Raw genomic sequence first — 16,909 nt, forward strand, 5'->3', positions numbered from 1 at the left:
GAACGCTCGCTCAGCTCTGACAACAACTGGAGGGGTTGGCAAAAGGGCGCTCTTTGCCCTTGCAGACTGCCCCGAAGTTGTCGAAGAGCTAGCGTTCGCAGCTAGACAATTAGAAATGCGGAGGCGGCTCGTTCAGGCTCGACACGCGCTGGAGACTTCGACGAGAAGGCGCTCTTTGCCTTCGTAGGAGAAGTTGAAGCGTCGCGAGAGCCTAGCCGCCGCAGCTAGACAACTAGAAAAGCGGAGGCGGCTCGCTCAGCTCCAAAAAAATCAAAAACTTTTACCATCCAAAGACCGGTAGAAGTTAAAGTTTCAAACAACTATAATCTTAAAAAATCAAAGATCCTCGCTAAAATTACATAATCTCAATATCCGCAGAGTAAACACCCTTGATTTCGCCATTGTCTAACTGAATTTCAAGGACACCCTCTTCAGTGATGCCAATTGCTTTTCCTTCGATTACTTCTCTTAAAGTAGTCGCCTTTATTTGCTTTCCAATTGTGCCAGAAGATTCTTCCCATAACGCTTTGATTGGTTTAAAACCTTCCTTAATGTATAGATTACTATAAAGTTCTAAATAATTTAGTAACTCTGCCACTAGTTGTGGACGATTAATTTCAGCTTGCTCTTCTATCGATAATGATGTTGCAATCGTTTGAAGCTCAGGTGGAAAATCTTCCATCTGTTGATTTGCGTTAATACCGATTCCGATTAGTAATGCTTCCACACGATCCATTTCAGCGAGCATTTCCGTTAAAATTCCTGTACATTTCCGCCCATTGATTAAGATATCATTTGGCCACTTAATCGTTGGTGTAAAGTTTTTACACACTGACTTAATTGCATTAACAATCGCGACTGCTGCCACTAAAGTAAATTGTGGAGCTTGGGATGGTGGTACATCTGGACGAATAACCACCGTCATCCAAACGCCCTTTCCTTTTGTAGATTCCCATGGCCGGGCCATTCTACCTTTCCCCATTGTTTGCGTTTCGGCAATCACAACGGTCCCATCATGTACGCCTTCCCTAGCTAACTCGTGTGCAACGCTTTGTGTTGATGTCACTTCATCTAAGTATTGAATATTTCGTCCAAAGCGTTGTGTCGTAAGGAAAGAGGTAATCCGCGCTGGGTCTACCTTATCGGGTTTACCTTTTAATACATAGCCCTTTTTCTTAATTGTTTCAAAAACATAGCCTTCCTCTTGTAAAGTTTGCAAATGTTTCCAAACTGCAGTACGAGAAATACCCAGTTCATCTGCTAGAGATTGACCAGAAATTGGCGTATCCTTTGCAAGTAGAAAACGTTTTAATATTTCATCCTTCATTGGTAAATTCATTTAAATACCATTCCTTCAACGTCTGTTCGTCATTTTTTACATAACCATTCAGTACGGCTATGATTGCTGCATCTAATCCTACTTTGATCCAAGGTCCCCGTTTTTTAGAAGTCCATTCTATTAAGTGGTTCCCATTAATTGCGAGTTCATCTACTGATTGAATATTTAAATTTTCCTTCACTCGTTTTATTTCTGTTTTCTCAAAAGGAATGTTTTGTCGTTGCCAAACTGCAAAATCATAGGCAGTTTCTAAAACCGTTAAATCATTCGTAAAGTAATCCATAATAGACCATTCTTTTAACAAGCTATTGTATGCATTCATGACATTACGAATAAACGTTTTGTCTTTATTTGAAAGTCGGTAAAAATCAAAAATATCTTGAATTTCTTCACGATTTAATAGACAAAGGTATGCCCAACCAACTTCGGATTTTGTTGTATGGAACTTTTCCCAATGCTGTTCGTTAGCCTTATAGTTACCAATTAAATATTTATCTAAATGACTTTCACCTAAAGCTTGAATGCCACCATACACATTCTTGCCTTTCCACAACTTCGACAATTCCATTGCTATTCTTTCATGGGCAATAAATTCTATTAGATCGCAATCTTGTTGTATCGCTTTTAATGTTTTTTCCTCTATTGTGAAATCCAATTGCGCACTAAATCGAATTGCCCGAAGCATGCGTAATGCATCTTCTCGGAATCGTACGGTTGCATCGCCTACTGAACGGATGACACCATTTTCAATATCTTGCTGTCCACCAAATAAATCAATAATTTGACCATCTTTTGTCATGGCCATTGCATTGATGGTAAAATCACGTCTTTGTAAATCCTTATCCAATGTACGAACAAATATTACTTGTTCTGGCCGACGATAATCGCTATAATCGCTTTCCGTACGATATGTTGTTACTTCTACTGGTTGACCTTCATCAAGTACTAGCACAGTGCCATGTTCAATGCCAATATCGACAGTGGTGGAAAAGATGCGTTTTACTTCACTAGGTAAAGCATTTGTTGCCACATCAACATCATTACCTTTTATTCCTAACAAGTGGTCTCGAACAGCACCACCGACAATGACCGCTTCAAATCCGGCATTTTCAATTTTTTCGATGACTCTAATGGCAAAGTCCCAATCTTCACTTATCTTCATACGCGTAACGCCACCAATCGCTCATATAATTGTTCGTAGTGATCTATAATTGGTTTCGCAAGGAATTTTGTTTGTACTGTATTAATGGCTGCTTGACGGAAGCGGATCAATTTTTCTTCATCTTTTAATAATTCAATCGCATATTGTGCTGCTTCATCCACATCTCCAAGATTTACGACAAAGCCGTTTACACCGTGATCGATTACTTCAGGAATACCACCAACATTCGTACCAATTCCTGGCACTCCACAAGCTAACGCTTCTAGTAGAACTAACCCAAATGATTCCGTTTCAGAAAGTAATAATTTTAAATCACTTATACTAAATAATTCCGCTATATTTTCTTGCTTCCCTAAAAATAAAATATCGTCTTTAAATGGTGAAGAATGTATTTGTTCTAACACACGTTGCTTTTCCGGTCCATCACCAACTAATAATAGTTTCGCTGGCATTTCTTCTCGAACCTTTAAGAAGGTCCCCACTACATCCGGTAAATTCTTAATTTTACGGAAATTGGAAACGTGAATTAGCACACGCTCATCTTCGGCAATACCAAGTTGCTCTTTTAAATTCGTATCAACGATTGGTTTAAATACGGATTCATCTACAAAATTATAGACCGTTTCAATTTCTTTCGTTGTCCCAATGATTTCATAAGTTTGCTCTTTTAAAGAATTTGATACTGTTGTGACAATGTCTGACTTTTCTATACCATACTTAATTGCTTGAGCAAGGTTGGAATCTTGCCCTAAAATTGAAATATCTGTTCCGTGTAAAGTTGTGACAATTCCAATATTTTCTCCACACATATCACGAGCAAGAACTGCACAAACTGCATGTGGAATAGCATAATGTACATGTAATACGTCAAGTTTTTCATCTCGAATAACATCTGCCATTTTACTTGCTAATGCTAAATCGTACGGCGGGTATTGAAACACTGAGTAATTATTAACTTGTACTTCGTGGAAAAATACGTTCGGATATAATTTATTTAGACGGAATGGTACACTCGAGGTGATAAAATGAATTTCATGACCTCGTTCTGCAAGCATTTTCCCTAATTCTGTTGCAAGTACACCAGAACCCCCTACTGTTGGATAGCATGTAATACCAATTTTTAATTTTTTCATCCGACGTTCATCCCTTCTCTACAAAATATTTAATTATTTACTTCATTTATTGTTTTAAGCAATATAACGATTTAAATTAATCAAATAAATGTAATTATAACTTCTTTTCCCCGTATTATCGGGTAGTAGTCTCCCACTTATATAAGTGGGAAAGAAACTCTACTCTTTGAAGTTTCACTCAATTTTGTTGTTGCCAAAATATAAGCGCACACCCGTCAGAAGATTTAAAAAAGCTATTCTTTCCTTCTTTCTTGGATTAATCTCCAATCTACAAAACCTTCTTGTAAACCTTTTAACAGAATTTCAGCAGTTCCCATATTTGTAGCTAGTGGAATATGATACACATCACATAGACGGACTAATGCCGTAACATCTGGTTCATGTGGTTGTGCAGTTAATGGATCTCGGAAGAAAAACACCATATCCATATCATTATTTGCAATCATTGCACCGATTTGTTGATCTCCACCTAATGGACCTGAACGAAATCGTGTCACCTTAAGGCCAACTTCTTCTTGAATACGTTGTCCTGTTGTACCTGTAGCAAAAAGTTGGTGTTGTTGTAGTATATTTTTATAGGCGATTGCAAATTCAACTAAACTGTCTTTTTTTCGGTCATGGGCTATTAATGCGATTTTCATTTCAACCATTCCATTTCTTATAGGATGTTTTCTAATCCGTAAACTAATTCTTCCATAGTCATAACAGTTTCAACACAGAATACTACACCACTCATAAATGATTCACGGTTAAATGAGTCATGGCGAATTGTCAGCATTTGACCGTCACCACCAAAAATGACCTCTTGGTGTGCAACTAGACCAGGTAAGCGAACTGAGTGTATACGCATGCCTTCAAAGTCTGCACCTCTTGCCCCCATCATCGTTTCAATCTCATTTGGATGGCCTTGTTTACTTGCTTCACGAACTTCTGCAATCATTTGAGCAGTTTTCTTACCTGTACCTGAAGGAGCATCCAGTTTTCTATCATGATGCAATTCAATAATTTCAACATGTGGTAAGTATTTTGCAGCTTCTTTTGCAAATTTCATCATTAAAATAGCTCCAATTGCAAAGTTTGGTGCAATAATACAACCACATTTTTTCTCTCTTGCTAACAAACTTAATTCTTCAAGTTGTTCATCTGTAAAACCAGTAGTACCAACTACAGTGCGAACATTATGTAACATGGCTTCTTTCGTATGTTCATAAACCGAATGAGGATTTGTCAAATCAATTAATACATCTGGGTTAGTCTCAGTAATTAATTGACTTAAGTTTGTATAAATCGGTACATCTAAATTTGGAGGAAACATTTCAAGCTGTGAAAGACTTTCCCCAACATGTTTGTAGTCTAATGCAGCCACTAAGACCATTCCCTCATGTTTACATACCGTTTTTACAGCTTCTGAACCCATTTTACCTCTCGCGCCTGCGATTGCTACTCGTATTGTCATATTACTCGTCCTTTCGTGTCCAACGATCTTTATCTCTCGTTTCGTACTTATTAATTACTTTTAATAATGTTTCATCTAAGCGGATACCTTGAGAATTTGCAAAACAAACTATTACAAAGAATAAATCTCCTAATTCTTCCTCAATACTATTAATACTTTCGGATTGTTTTTTCTTCTTTTGACCATAGACATGTTGTACTTCTCGCGATAATTCCCCTATCTCTTCAGTTAACCTAGCCATTAATTCAAAAGGAGGAAAATACCCTTCTTTAAATTGTCCTATATAACGATCGACTTTTTCCTGTAATTGGTTCAGCGTTAACTCGTTTGACATTTTTCCCACTCCTATATTATCGTATATAATTTAGTCTAGAGTTGTCAAAAGATGAAAATTAAAACATAATAAATCGTACAGCACAGTTGCTAAAATAGAAAGATTTTTTCAGCATGAAATGGGGGCTTTTTGTTGAAGGATTTAAAAATTCGCAATATTTTAGGAATAATTTTCGGTGCAGCAATATTAGGTTTTGGCTTTGTTCATTTTAATATGCAAAATGAGCTAGGTGAAGGTGGATTTAGTGGAATTACCCTTATCTTGTATTTTACTTTGAATTGGGATCCCGCAATCTTAAATATTATTTTAAATATTCCTATGTTCATTATTGGTTGGAAACAGTTTCCTAGACGAGAATTTATCTATACAATTATTGGAACAGTTTCCGTTTCCATTTTTCTAAGAATTTTTCAACACTATGAGATTGAATTAAACTTGCAACATGATCTATTTTTAGCTTCATTATTTGCAGGGGTGTTTGTTGGTATCGGTCTAGGAATTATTTTCCGTTTTGGTGGGACAACTGGTGGTGTAGATATTATTGCCCGTGTTGCAAATAAATACTTAGGCTGGAGTATGGGCCGCACAATGTTTTTATTTGATGTTACCGTTCTTTTAGCTTCATTGCTTACATTCTTAGATGCACGCTCAATGATGTATACGTTAGTTGCTGTATTTGTCGGTGCAAGAGTGATTGACATGGTGCAAGAGGGAGCATATTCTGCAAAGGCTGCGCTAATTATTTCGAATCAATCTGAAGAAATTGCAACATATATCACAGAACAAATGGAACGTGGGGTAACCGTATTCCATGCTTACGGCCATTATACAAAGCAATCTAAGGATGTTTTATATTGTATCGTAGGTCGTAGAGAAATTGTTCGTTTAAAATCTATGATCCATCATATCGACCCGAAAGCTTTCGTATCCATTATTGAAGTGAAGGATGTCGTTGGTGAAGGATTTAAAATTGATTAAAGCAGTTTAAAGTAAAAAAGTACAACTGATTAATAGTTGTACTTTTTCTTAATTCAGAAACATGAAAAAACATTCTAACTATACTCAATTTTTTAAGATAATATATTACTATTATTCGATTTGATATCTTTCATATTGAACGTTGTCATTATAATACTCATCCATAATGTTATTCGTTAAGACAATGGAATACACTGCAAAAAACACCAGCATCAGAACGATGAAAAACCCAAACAAGAGCATTTTTGAAAAGCTAAGATTCATTTCTCCACCCCTTGTTAGTGATAGTGAACTGTCATAAAATTGTTCATTTTTAACATCATATTAATTGAATGGGCAAGTTAGTATTCTTGATAAAAAAATATTTTTTAACCTTCCTGCAAAATAAAAAAACTGATCCCAAAATAGGATCAGTTTTTTGTATGTGTAAATAAATCAAGCATAGTCGAGCCTGTGTGAGCCGCTTCCGCTTTTCTTATTGTCTAGCTACGCACGTTAGCCGTTCGGAAACTTCGACTTCCTTCTGCGTGTGCGAGCACACTTGTCAGAAGTCTCCAGTTTCTTTCACGGCTGAACGAACGCGCTTCGCTTTTCTATTGTCTAGCTACGAACGCTAGCTCCTCGACAACTTCAGAATCATCTTCAAGGGCAAAAAGCGCCCTTTTGCCGATTCTTCCAGTTGTTGTCGGAGCTGAGCGAGCGTTCTCCGCTTTTCTAATCGTCCGAGCTCATGTTTGTGTAGATTAGAATTAAACGTAATAGCTCAAGTACAGCAACTGCTGCTGCTGCAACGTATGTCATTGCTGCTGCATTTAATACTTTTTTTGCACTGCGCTCTTCGCTATTTGAAATAATTCCTAGCTGAACAACTTCATTCATTGCTCTTCTTGATGCATCGAATTCTACTGGTAAAGTTACAATTTGGAATAAAACTCCCGCTGCTAGTAATAGAATACCTAATAATAAGAAGCCTGTACTAGAAGCAAAAATACCGATCATAACAAAAATCCATGAAGCATTTGATGAAATATTTGCTACTGGAACTAATTTTGAACGTAATGTTAAGAATGAATAAGCTTCTTTATGCTGAATCGCATGACCAACTTCGTGAGCTGCTACCGCTGTTCCTGCAATTGAAGCATTATAATAATTCGCCTCAGAAAGTGCAACTGTTTTCGTTGCAGGGTTATAGTGATCTGATAATACGCCTTGTGTTGGTACTACTCGTACATCAAATAACCCATGTTGATCTAATATCATTCGTGCTACTTGAGCACCTGTCAAACCTTTTGCTGCCGCAACATCTGAAAATTTATTATACGTTCTTTTGACTTTAATTTGGGCATAAATCGGCAAAATTAAAATAATCAGAAAGTAAATAATATACATTCCGGTTGTCAATTTACTATCTCCCTCTCTTTACTATCTAATATAATAATAATTTTAATGAATTATTATAGTTTGTGCAAATATTCACGCTTATTATAAACAAGATATGCTAGTAAGATGCACGCAATTGAAAGCCAAAATGTGAAATAGCCTATATGATGTGCATATTGTTCGATACTACGGTATGTCGGCATTTGTCCATACACATAATCTATTACATCATTATGCAATGTCCAAATTGCTGCTATAATAATGTGTATAGTGCCAAATCGGTATTTTCCAAAATACAAAATCGCCTCTACTGCCATTAAAAAATGAGAAGCAACTAACATCCAGCCAGCAGGTCCAATTGCCCCGTTTTCAACCAATGTTAATAAATTCATTACAACAGCCCAAAGACCATATTTTACTAATGTGATTAACGCTAAAGCTTCAATTAACTTAAAGTTTTTTCCTATAATCCAGCCGATGATTGCGATACAAAAAAATAAACTTGCTGTTGGACTATCAGGTACAAAGATTAAAAACTGTGGATCTGTTACAGCTAACTGCCATTTATACCAATAATACCCATAAACAGTACCAAGAAAATTTATTATAAATAATAGTGTTAAAAATGATCGGTGCGTTAAAAGATACCAAGCTCGAGCCAAAAAAGACATCATACTGTTTACTCCTTTAAAAAAATAAAAGTTTTATGTATTATGTTCGATTAAATTAGCATATGTAATAAATATAGAAATATTCTTAAAAGAATAGAAGAGAGCCAGTTGCCTGACTCTCTTGTTTAAGTATAGATTATTCTTTTTCTTTTAAGCTTGCAATGAATTCAGCTAAAATTTGAAGTTCTTCATCTGTACCTTCAAATACTCCAGCTGGCATTGCTCCACGACCATTTTTAATAACTTCTGCAACCTCTTCTGCAGTTAATTCGTTACCTAATAACATAGGAGCACCTGTACCACCTGCTAAGTCACCACCGTGACAGCCGATACATGAAGCTTGTGATTGGAAAATCTCATAACCAGGTGATGTTTCATCAATTTCAACATCTGGTAATAATCCTAAATCTTTATCTGTAATAACACCTTGAGCTTTTGCAGCTTCCCAATCGTGGTGTGCTACAGATTCCCAAGTTAAGTATACCATTGATGCAAGTGTTAATAACATAAATGCTGTTGGTAATGGGCGTTTAGATGGACGACGTTCTGGTCCTTTATCTAAGAATGGCGCAAGTGCTAATGCCGCAACTGCTAAACCTGGAATAATAACAGCACCAATTACGTTATATGGACCAGATACATAAGTATATTTTAATAATTGGTACAAGAATAAGAAGTACCAGTCTGGTAATGGAATATATGAAGCATTTGTAGGATCTGCCGGACCTTCAAGTGGTGAAGGATGAGCGACAGTTAATAGTAAATATCCAATTAAGAAAACCGCACCAACCATCCATTCTTTTAATAAGAAATCAGGCCAAAAAGCTTCAGTTTTACCTGGATACTCGGAATAATCTTTCGGAATATTCGGCATACGGTCATTCATTTTAACGCGCGAATCACCTACGAATTTCATCCCTTTTCCGCGATGCATAGTGTCCCCTCCTTTAATAAATCATAAAAAACACGCTAAATCATAGCGGTCCTGAAATACCTTGACGGCGAATCATAATAAAGTGTACTGCAAGTAAAGCGAATAACACAGCTGGTAAGAAGAATACATGAATTGCGAAGAAACGTGTTAACGTTTGAGCACCAAGGATTTCTGCATCACCGGCAAGTAAAATTTTAATAAGCTCACCAATAAATGGTACAGAAGCCGCAATTTGAATACCTACTTTAGTAGCGAATACCGCTTTCATGTCCCAAGGAAGTAAATATCCTGTGAAACCTAAACCTAACATTACACAAAAAATCCCAACGCCTACAATCCAGTTTAATTCACGAGGTTTCTTATATGAACCTGTGAAGAATACACGAAGCGTATGTAAGAACATCATTACGATAACTAATGAAGCCCCCCAGTGGTGCATACCACGTACGATTTCACCAAAAGCTACTTCGTTTTGTAAATAATAAACTGATTTCCAAGCATTCTCTACGTCTGGCACGTAATACATTGTTAAGAACATACCGGATAAAATCTGAATTACTGTAATGAAGAATGTTAAACCACCGAAACAGTAAACGAATGCTGAAAAGTGATGTGCAGGGTTAACGTGCTCTGGCACTTCGTGGTCGGCAATATCACGCCAAATTGGAGTGATATCTAATCGTTCATCGACCCAATCATAAATTTTATTTAGCACAATTGTCTACCCCCTAACTATTAACCTAAAGTATTTGGAATTTTCTTCCCAAGCATTAAAAAACCATCTTTTTCTGCTACTTCATATTCATCTAATGGACCAGTTGGTGGTGTACCCGGTACGTTTTTACCAGTTTTCTCATATCGTCCACCATGACATGCACAGAAGTATTGATCTGGGTGAGCAGAATCCCCAGCCCAGTTAACAGTACAACCTAAATGCTTACATACTGGTGAAAGGGCGATAATAGCATCACCATCTCTATAAACCCAAGCAGCTTCTGTAACATCAGATTTGTACCAAGCATCAACTTGTTCAAATGTAAAGTCAACTTTAATTGGTTCTTCTGTGATTTCATCAATTTTTTGGCTTGTTTGTACAAAATCCCCTTCAGCTTTAGTTTGTAAAGCTGGGTCAATTGCAAAACGAATCATCGGCATTAACATACCAGCAGCCATGAATCCTCCAACACCTGTTAAAGTGTAGTTTAAGAATTGGCGTCTTGAAACTCGATTGTTACTCATTCTTTTCCCCCCTCTAACTAAAAGGTCAGCCCCAACGGACATACTTTTACAAATAGTAATTACTAGGACATATCTATGATATATCAATAAAATAGGTTGGTCAATATTGCATTGTTATTGATTGGACAAGTTTGTGAACATTTAATGAAACAATGAAACAATCTTCTAACTCTGAGACCATTTGGAAGAAAGGATAGGAATTACCTGTTTTAACTGATCTTCTAATACCTTTTTCTTCACTTCTTTATCCATTGATTCTAATGGAATCGCAGGTAACCAAATTACATCTATTTGGTCTTGTAGGCTTGTCCAAGAATGATCACAAGTTACGAAGATTACATGTTTAAAACCTGCATTATGCAACTCCTCTTTTAATAGAGGAACAAATAGCCCACTTTTTGTTTGTTCTGTGTAAGAAAACGGCGGGACAAGCATTAATCTTCCTTTAAATTGCTGTTCAATAAATGCTGTTAGGGACATTAAATACTCAGCTGCTGAACTGCTTTGTTTAATAGATTGCTCTTGGAAATCTAAAGACAGCAATGGAACAATCGCTGTATCGATAAAATCCTTTTGTGCTTCAAATTGCTGCACATCCTTTACATTAAAATACATTCTTCAACCTCCACTGACACAATATTTACTATTCCCCAATAAAATTCGTTTTAAAACTAGTTAATTGGATTTAATCAAACTATGTATTTACAATAACTTCTTGTCCAGTCACTACTTTAGCATAACATACAAAATTAGACATTTGTATGTATTCAAAAAAATAACCTCAATTTCAGTCGAATTGATCGACTGATCCTGAGGTTAAACGTTTTTAGATGTTTGTTTCAATGCTTGAAGTAAGTCGGATAGCTGGTAAAATCTCTCTTTATCGCCTTGATCTAAAGCTTCATCGATTTCTTTTAACAATTTTTCTTTTTGGAATGCTAACAGACTATTATTTAACATCTCTTCAGCTATTAAACGATCTTTCTCATTAATATGAAGATATTTTGGCATGTATGGGTTTTCCTCTAACACCGCTAAATATTGCTGACTTGGTGGTATATTAGGAAAATTAAGTTGAATATACATACTTTCATTAGGATGTAGTCTTAAATCATGAAATGACTTTTCTGCATCGCTAGTCATTATATTCCCTTTATAAAATCGGAATGGTACTCCACTAGAATCTACAGATGACATAACAATTGCCCTTGGACAATAATGCGCTTCTTCAACGAAATGGATATTTTCAAGTAAATTATCATTGCTTAACAAATAATTTAAGATCCACACACACTCTCGCCTTTTTAATTGGAAATTCTTAAGAAACCAACGAACAAAAGTTTTCTTGTCAAGAATCGGAACGGAAGAAGTCATTTAGCTATCCCTCCTTTTATTCAAGAGTATAAAGCAAATCTAACCACTGCTGATCGCTAGGCTGCAACGTAATCAATTGTTCAACAATACTCCGAGCCTCGTGTCGTTTTCCATCCTCTATCAAGAAATAACAATATTTACTTAAAAACGACGGATCCTCTTTAAACTCATTATATGCTTGCTTGTAAATTTCGTATGCGCGCAACATATTTTCTTCTTGATGATATGCATCTGCAACTAATGGGTATAAAGCACTCCAATCAAAATCTTCGCCTTTTAGACTTTCATATAAATCAATGACATCATCATAACGTTCTTCATTGGCATATATCGACATTAAAACAATTAACGCTTCCATATATTCAGGATCTAAAGCAATTGCCTGTTGTAAATGGTCTATTGCTTCTTTTACTAATCCATTTTTCAGAGCGATTTTACCTGCAAACAAGTAAAATGATTTTTCATATTCGTCACGTTTAATTCCTTCTAATATTACTTTATATGCATTTTTATTATCTTCTACCATCGCATAACTTTCAGCTAGTAGTAAATAACCACTAAAATAATCAGGATCTAATTCCTTTAAATCTTCTAATTGCTTAATAGCCATTTCAAATTTTTCAGATTGGAAGGCTGAGTAGGCAGATCCGAATAATAAATCGGGAGTTACTGTTTCTTCAAGGGCTTCCATATAATAATCGAGCGCCGTTTCATAGCTTCCTCCAGCTCGGTATACTTCTGCTAAGCGTGTTGCTAATGTAACGCCCGCAATTGATTTTTCTTTTTCATGTAATTCTTCATATATACGTACCGCTTCAGTAAAGCGACCTGTTTCGAATAGCAGTTCTGCTTTTGCAAACTGTAATAACGGCTCAGTAGGCAAAATTTCTAATGCTTCATTAATTCGTTGTTCAGCAACTTCATATAATCCTTGCATTTGGTAATAATCAGCAAGTAGTAGCAAGCTTTGCGGATATTCTGGCGCTTCTGAATCTACCTCCATTAGTAGACTCAATGCCTCGTCTTCTTCACCTAATTCAATCAATACAGAAGCTCTGTCTATTGTAAGTTGGACATTATTTGGATATAAAAATTGTAAATGTTCAAATACACGATCTGCTTCATTCAAATAGCCATATTGCATAAATAAATCTGCAAATTCATATTGAACGTCTGGTTGTTCATTGATTAGGAAAGACTCTAATGAATTATTAATTTGTTGTAAATCACCATTTTGAATAGCTTGTAACATTTCAGTCGTTGTATTTGTCAAAATCGCTCACCTTTTTTTCCTTTAGTAATTATATGCTACATGACGAAAACTTAAGAAACAAGAAAAAGGCCTTGCCAGAAAGCGGCAAAGACCAAATTTTTTACAGAAAAATTATTTATTTAAAAGACTGTTTACATGATCAAAAAATGTCGGATAAGAAACTGCAATACAATCCGTATCATCAATCTCTACCGGTTCGTTTGTTATTAACGCAGCAATTGCTCCCATCATGCCGATGCGATGATCTCCATAAGATTGTAGTTTTCCACCATGAAGTTTTGTTGGGCCATGAATAATCATACCATCATCTGTTGCTTCGATATTTGCACCCAATTTTTTCAGTTCATTCACTACTGCTGTAATACGGTCTGTTTCTTTAACTTTTAATTCTTCCGCATCACGAATAATTGTCGTTCCTTCTGCTTGTGTTGCAAGTAACGCAAGAATTGGAATTTCATCAATTAAGCGAGGAATGATGTCCCCTTCAATAGTAGTAGCCTTTAGGTTTGACGTTTCAATTGTAATCGTTGCAGTTGGTTCTGCTGCTGTTTCATCTTCTACTTCCACTTTCATTGAAGCACCCATATTTTCAAGGACTTCGATGATTCCTGCACGAGTTGGGTTTACCCCAACATTTTTCATCACAATGTTACTGTTAGGTACGATAGCACCAGCAACTAAGAAGAATGCAGCTGACGAAATATCCCCTGGTACATTAACATGGGTAGCTTTTAACTGTTGCCCACCCTCAAAATAGACAACACCATCTTCTACTGTAATTTGTGCACCAAATTGTCTCAACATTCGTTCTGTATGGTCACGAGATACTTCCTTTTCTCGAACTATCGTTGTTCCTTCTGCACGTAACCCCGCAAGAATAATTGCAGATTTTACTTGTGCACTTGCAACTGGCATTGTATAGTCAATCGCTTTTAGTTGAGTACCTTGAATAGCTAACGGAGTATATTGACCATTCTCTCTACCAGCTATTTGTGCACCCATTAATCGAAGCGGATCTGCTACTCGACGCATAGGACGTTTCGCGATGGAAGCATCTCCTGTCATCACTGTATGTAATTTTGTACCAGACAAGATTCCTAACATTAATCTTGTAGTAGTACCGGAATTTCCAGTATATAAAACTTCTTTGGGTTCTTGCCAATTATCCATTCCATCACTTTGAATGGTAACATTTGTACCTTCGACTGTAATATCTACTCCTAGTTTACGAAAACAATCTATTGTACTTAAACAATCTTCTCCAAGAAGAAATCCGCTAACGGTTGTTTTCCCTTTGGCAATTGCTCCGAACATAATAGAGCGATGAGAAATTGACTTATCTCCTGGTACGATTATAGTTCCGTTCAATTGTGGGTTTGTGTAGTCTAAAATTTTTGTAGAAGACATTTAAGTACCCCTTTCAGTAATTAAGATGCAAATATCTCAAAATTTGTTCTTTTACTAATACATTTTTCAGCTTTTTCTCGGTCTTCAGCAGTTTGGAAACTAATTACCAAGATACCGAAAATGTCTTCACGTGCTTCAACAACTCGAAGATTCGTAATACTGATATGTTCTTCTGCTAAATAGCCTGTAACCTCAGAAATAACCCCCGGGTAATCCGGAATATCAACATACAAGTCGTACGTAGTATAGAATGCACCTGTAGTAATTGGTAAATCATCTCGCACTTGTTTCGCAATTGCAAAATATTCTTCAATGGAATCTTGCTCATTGCTTAAAAGGATGTTTTTCACACGGTCCATTTCATCTAACCATAAATCTAATTGACTAATTAGCTCTTGGCGGTTTTGCAACACGATATCTCTCCACATGTATGGATTTGATGAAGCAATACGTGTAATATCACGGAAACCTCCAGCAGCTAGTAGCGTTGTCATCGGATAATGTCTTTGCTCCGCGTCCAATTGATGAACAAGTGATGCTGCAACGATGTGTGGAAAATGACTAACAACCGCTGTCATATGATCATGCTCTTGAGCATCCACTTTCACAATTTTCGCTAACGTATATTTTAAGAGCTGTTCAAGTTCTTGAACTTTCTCTTCATTTTCGTTTTTTAAAGGAGTTAACATGTAATATGCATTTTCGAATAGGTGTGGTTTTGCAGCTTTTACTCCACTTTTATGCGAACCTGCCATTGGGTGTCCCCCAATAAATGTAATACCACATTCTTGGAGTTCTTTTCCTTTTGCCATAATTAACCCTTTTGTACTACCAGTATCCGTAACAATGACATTTTCTTTCAATGGCCAGTCTTTTAATTCCTCTAACCATTCTAATGTTGCGTTTACTGGTGTTCCAAAGATGATGATATCTGCAATTTTTGCACCTTCAATAATTTCATCAACCACTTCATTTACAACGTGCAAAGATTTTGCAAGTTCACGGGTTTGTTGACTTACATCATACCCGTAAACTTTAGTATGGGGGGCCTTTTGACAGGCCATTGCAATGGACCCCCCGATTAAACCTAAACCTATGACAAAGACATTCTGTGTCATGCAAATACTCCTTGTTCTGTTAACACTTCTTCAAGTAATGTTAAAAACTTGCTGTTTTGCTCTTCTGTTCCAAATGTTACACGGATATATCCAGGAGTGCCAAGTGCGTTACCACTTCTAATAATAAATCCACGTTTCATCATTTCTTGGAACACAACGTCACTATCCGCTTTTACTTCAAATAAAATAAAGTTTGTTTGAGAAGGATAGTAGTTTAAGCCGTGTTTATTACAAAACTCAACGAATTGTTTTTTGCCATTTTCATTTTTCGTGCGACATTCTTGAATAAATTGTTGATCTTCAAGAGCAACAACTGCAATTTTTTGACTTAAAACTGTATTGTTAAATGGTCCACGTACTGGATCAAGTTTCGCAATTACATCTTCTTGTGCATAGGCATATCCAACACGGAATGATGCTAAACCATATGCTTTAGAGAATGTACGCATGATGATTACATTAGGATACTCTTTCACATAATGTAATGTATCTTTAAATTCTGGTGCATTGATATATTCAAAGTAAGCTTCATCAAGAACTACTAACACATCAGATGGCACTTGCTTTAAGAAATTTTGTAATTCATCATCACTTACAATTGTTCCTGTTGGATTATTTGGGTTACATACCCAAACGATTGAAGTGTTTTCATCAATTGCCGCTAGCATTGCCTGTAAATCATGTTTACCATCTTTTGTTGGAACTTTTCGTACTTCTGCTCCTTCAATCTCAGCGTTATGGCTGTATTGAGAAAAAGATGGGTCTGCCATTACAGTATTTACACCAGGGTATAGTAAAGCACGAGTTAAAATCGCGATTAAATCATCCGAACCATTACCGAATAAAAGTTCAGTCTCTTTTACACCAAGGTGTTTTGCTACCGCTGTACGTAATTCTTGAGCATAACCATCAGGATAAATTGCATGATTTGTTGAATCTGTTTCTAAAAATGCTTTCACTTTAGGAGAAAAACCATATGGATTTTCATTAGAAGCTAATTTTACTACTTCATCTAAACCAAATTCTCTTTTTACTTCTTCAATTGGCTTACCTGGCTGATATGCTTTCATGCCAAAAAGTTGTTGTTTCCATTTCATAATAAATTTCTCCT

Annotated in this window: 19 protein-coding genes; 1 reads left to right on the plus strand and 18 read right to left on the minus strand. The window is 36.2% G+C overall.

The features are described 5' to 3' along the window. Positions 1-355: 355 nt before the first annotated feature. The 6 genes from D8M03_RS10385 to D8M03_RS10410 all read right to left on the minus strand — a co-directional run bounded on the left by D8M03_RS10385 (position 356) and on the right by D8M03_RS10410 (position 5,424). Entirely contained in the window at positions 356-1,339 is a 984-nt protein-coding gene (locus D8M03_RS10385) for a biotin--[acetyl-CoA-carboxylase] ligase (protein WP_121214708.1), read from the minus strand. After that, entirely contained in the window at positions 1,317-2,501 is a 1,185-nt protein-coding gene (locus D8M03_RS10390; protein ID WP_121214709.1) for a CCA tRNA nucleotidyltransferase, read from the minus strand. The genes D8M03_RS10385 and D8M03_RS10390 overlap by 23 nt, the downstream gene beginning before the upstream one ends. Further along, a complete protein-coding gene (gene bshA, locus D8M03_RS10395) occupies positions 2,498-3,634 on the minus strand; it encodes an N-acetyl-alpha-D-glucosaminyl L-malate synthase BshA (RefSeq protein WP_121214710.1) in 1,137 nt (378 codons plus the stop codon). Before bshA ends, D8M03_RS10390 begins: the two co-directional genes overlap by 4 nt. 233 nt (positions 3,635-3,867) lie before the next feature. Then, the gene (gene mgsA / locus D8M03_RS10400) at positions 3,868-4,275 is read right to left on the minus strand and encodes a methylglyoxal synthase (RefSeq protein ID WP_121214711.1); all 408 of its coding nucleotides are present in this window, start codon (positions 4,273-4,275) and stop codon (positions 3,868-3,870) included. 17 nt (positions 4,276-4,292) lie between these two features. Continuing rightward, positions 4,293-5,090, minus strand: coding sequence for a 4-hydroxy-tetrahydrodipicolinate reductase (dapB, locus tag D8M03_RS10405; RefSeq protein WP_121214712.1), 798 nt, complete (start codon positions 5,088-5,090; stop codon positions 4,293-4,295). A 1-nt stretch (position 5,091) separates the two neighbouring features. Further along, positions 5,092-5,424: a nucleotide pyrophosphohydrolase gene (locus D8M03_RS10410; RefSeq protein WP_121214713.1), complete on the minus strand. Its 333-nt coding sequence runs from the start codon at positions 5,422-5,424 to the stop codon at positions 5,092-5,094. Positions 5,425-5,553: 129 nt separating this feature from the next. Here D8M03_RS10410 and D8M03_RS10415 point away from each other — a divergent pair, with 129 nt between their 5' ends. Continuing rightward, complete coding sequence (locus tag D8M03_RS10415; protein ID WP_170148427.1) at positions 5,554-6,402, plus strand: YitT family protein; 849 nt, start codon at positions 5,554-5,556, stop codon at positions 6,400-6,402. Positions 6,403-6,513: 111 nt separating this feature from the next. Here the strand turns inward: D8M03_RS10415 and D8M03_RS17715 are convergent, their stop codons facing one another. The 12 genes from D8M03_RS17715 to hisC form a co-directional block, all read right to left on the minus strand. After that, entirely contained in the window at positions 6,514-6,666 is a 153-nt protein-coding gene (locus D8M03_RS17715; protein ID WP_170148428.1) for a hypothetical protein, read from the minus strand. Between the two features lie 450 nt (positions 6,667-7,116). Further along, on the minus strand, positions 7,117-7,791 hold the full coding sequence (locus D8M03_RS10420; RefSeq protein WP_121214758.1) for a zinc metallopeptidase: 675 nt from the start codon (positions 7,789-7,791) through the stop codon (positions 7,117-7,119). Between the two features lie 65 nt (positions 7,792-7,856). After that, positions 7,857-8,456: a lipoprotein heptaprenylglyceryl N-acetyltransferase LhaT gene (gene lhaT, locus D8M03_RS10425; protein ID WP_121214715.1), complete on the minus strand. Its 600-nt coding sequence runs from the start codon at positions 8,454-8,456 to the stop codon at positions 7,857-7,859. 133 nt (positions 8,457-8,589) lie between these two features. Next, positions 8,590-9,387: a menaquinol-cytochrome c reductase cytochrome b/c subunit gene (locus tag D8M03_RS10430; protein WP_121214716.1), complete on the minus strand. Its 798-nt coding sequence runs from the start codon at positions 9,385-9,387 to the stop codon at positions 8,590-8,592. Positions 9,388-9,427: 40 nt separating this feature from the next. Further along, positions 9,428-10,102, minus strand: a complete 675-nt coding sequence (gene qcrB, locus D8M03_RS10435) for a menaquinol-cytochrome c reductase cytochrome b subunit (RefSeq protein WP_121214717.1) — start codon at positions 10,100-10,102, stop codon at positions 9,428-9,430. A 20-nt stretch (positions 10,103-10,122) separates the two neighbouring features. Beyond that, positions 10,123-10,626 carry a QcrA and Rieske domain-containing protein gene (locus D8M03_RS10440; protein WP_121214718.1) on the minus strand — a complete coding sequence of 168 codons (504 nt, stop codon included), beginning with the start codon at positions 10,624-10,626 and terminating at the stop codon, positions 10,123-10,125. 165 nt (positions 10,627-10,791) lie between these two features. After that, on the minus strand, positions 10,792-11,241 hold the full coding sequence (locus D8M03_RS10445; protein ID WP_121214719.1) for a YpiF family protein: 450 nt from the start codon (positions 11,239-11,241) through the stop codon (positions 10,792-10,794). A gap of 201 nt (positions 11,242-11,442) precedes the next feature. Next, the gene (locus D8M03_RS10450) at positions 11,443-12,000 is read right to left on the minus strand and encodes a ReoY family proteolytic degradation factor (RefSeq protein WP_121214720.1); all 558 of its coding nucleotides are present in this window, start codon (positions 11,998-12,000) and stop codon (positions 11,443-11,445) included. Positions 12,001-12,016: 16 nt separating this feature from the next. Beyond that, positions 12,017-13,252 (minus strand): tetratricopeptide repeat protein, encoded by a 1,236-nt coding sequence (locus D8M03_RS10455; protein ID WP_121214759.1) that lies wholly within the window; start codon positions 13,250-13,252, stop codon positions 12,017-12,019. 132 nt (positions 13,253-13,384) lie between these two features. Continuing rightward, complete coding sequence (gene aroA, locus D8M03_RS10460; protein ID WP_121214721.1) at positions 13,385-14,680, minus strand: 3-phosphoshikimate 1-carboxyvinyltransferase; 1,296 nt, start codon at positions 14,678-14,680, stop codon at positions 13,385-13,387. A 20-nt stretch (positions 14,681-14,700) separates the two neighbouring features. Next, positions 14,701-15,798, minus strand: a complete 1,098-nt coding sequence (locus D8M03_RS10465) for a prephenate dehydrogenase (protein WP_121214722.1) — start codon at positions 15,796-15,798, stop codon at positions 14,701-14,703. After that, complete coding sequence (gene hisC / locus D8M03_RS10470) at positions 15,795-16,895, minus strand: histidinol-phosphate transaminase (RefSeq protein ID WP_121214723.1); 1,101 nt, start codon at positions 16,893-16,895, stop codon at positions 15,795-15,797. The genes D8M03_RS10465 and hisC overlap by 4 nt, the downstream gene beginning before the upstream one ends. Positions 16,896-16,909 lie beyond the last annotated feature (14 nt).

This window comes from Ureibacillus endophyticus (genome assembly GCF_003628435.1).
Lineage (GTDB): Bacteria > Bacillota > Bacilli > Bacillales_A > Planococcaceae > Ureibacillus > Ureibacillus endophyticus.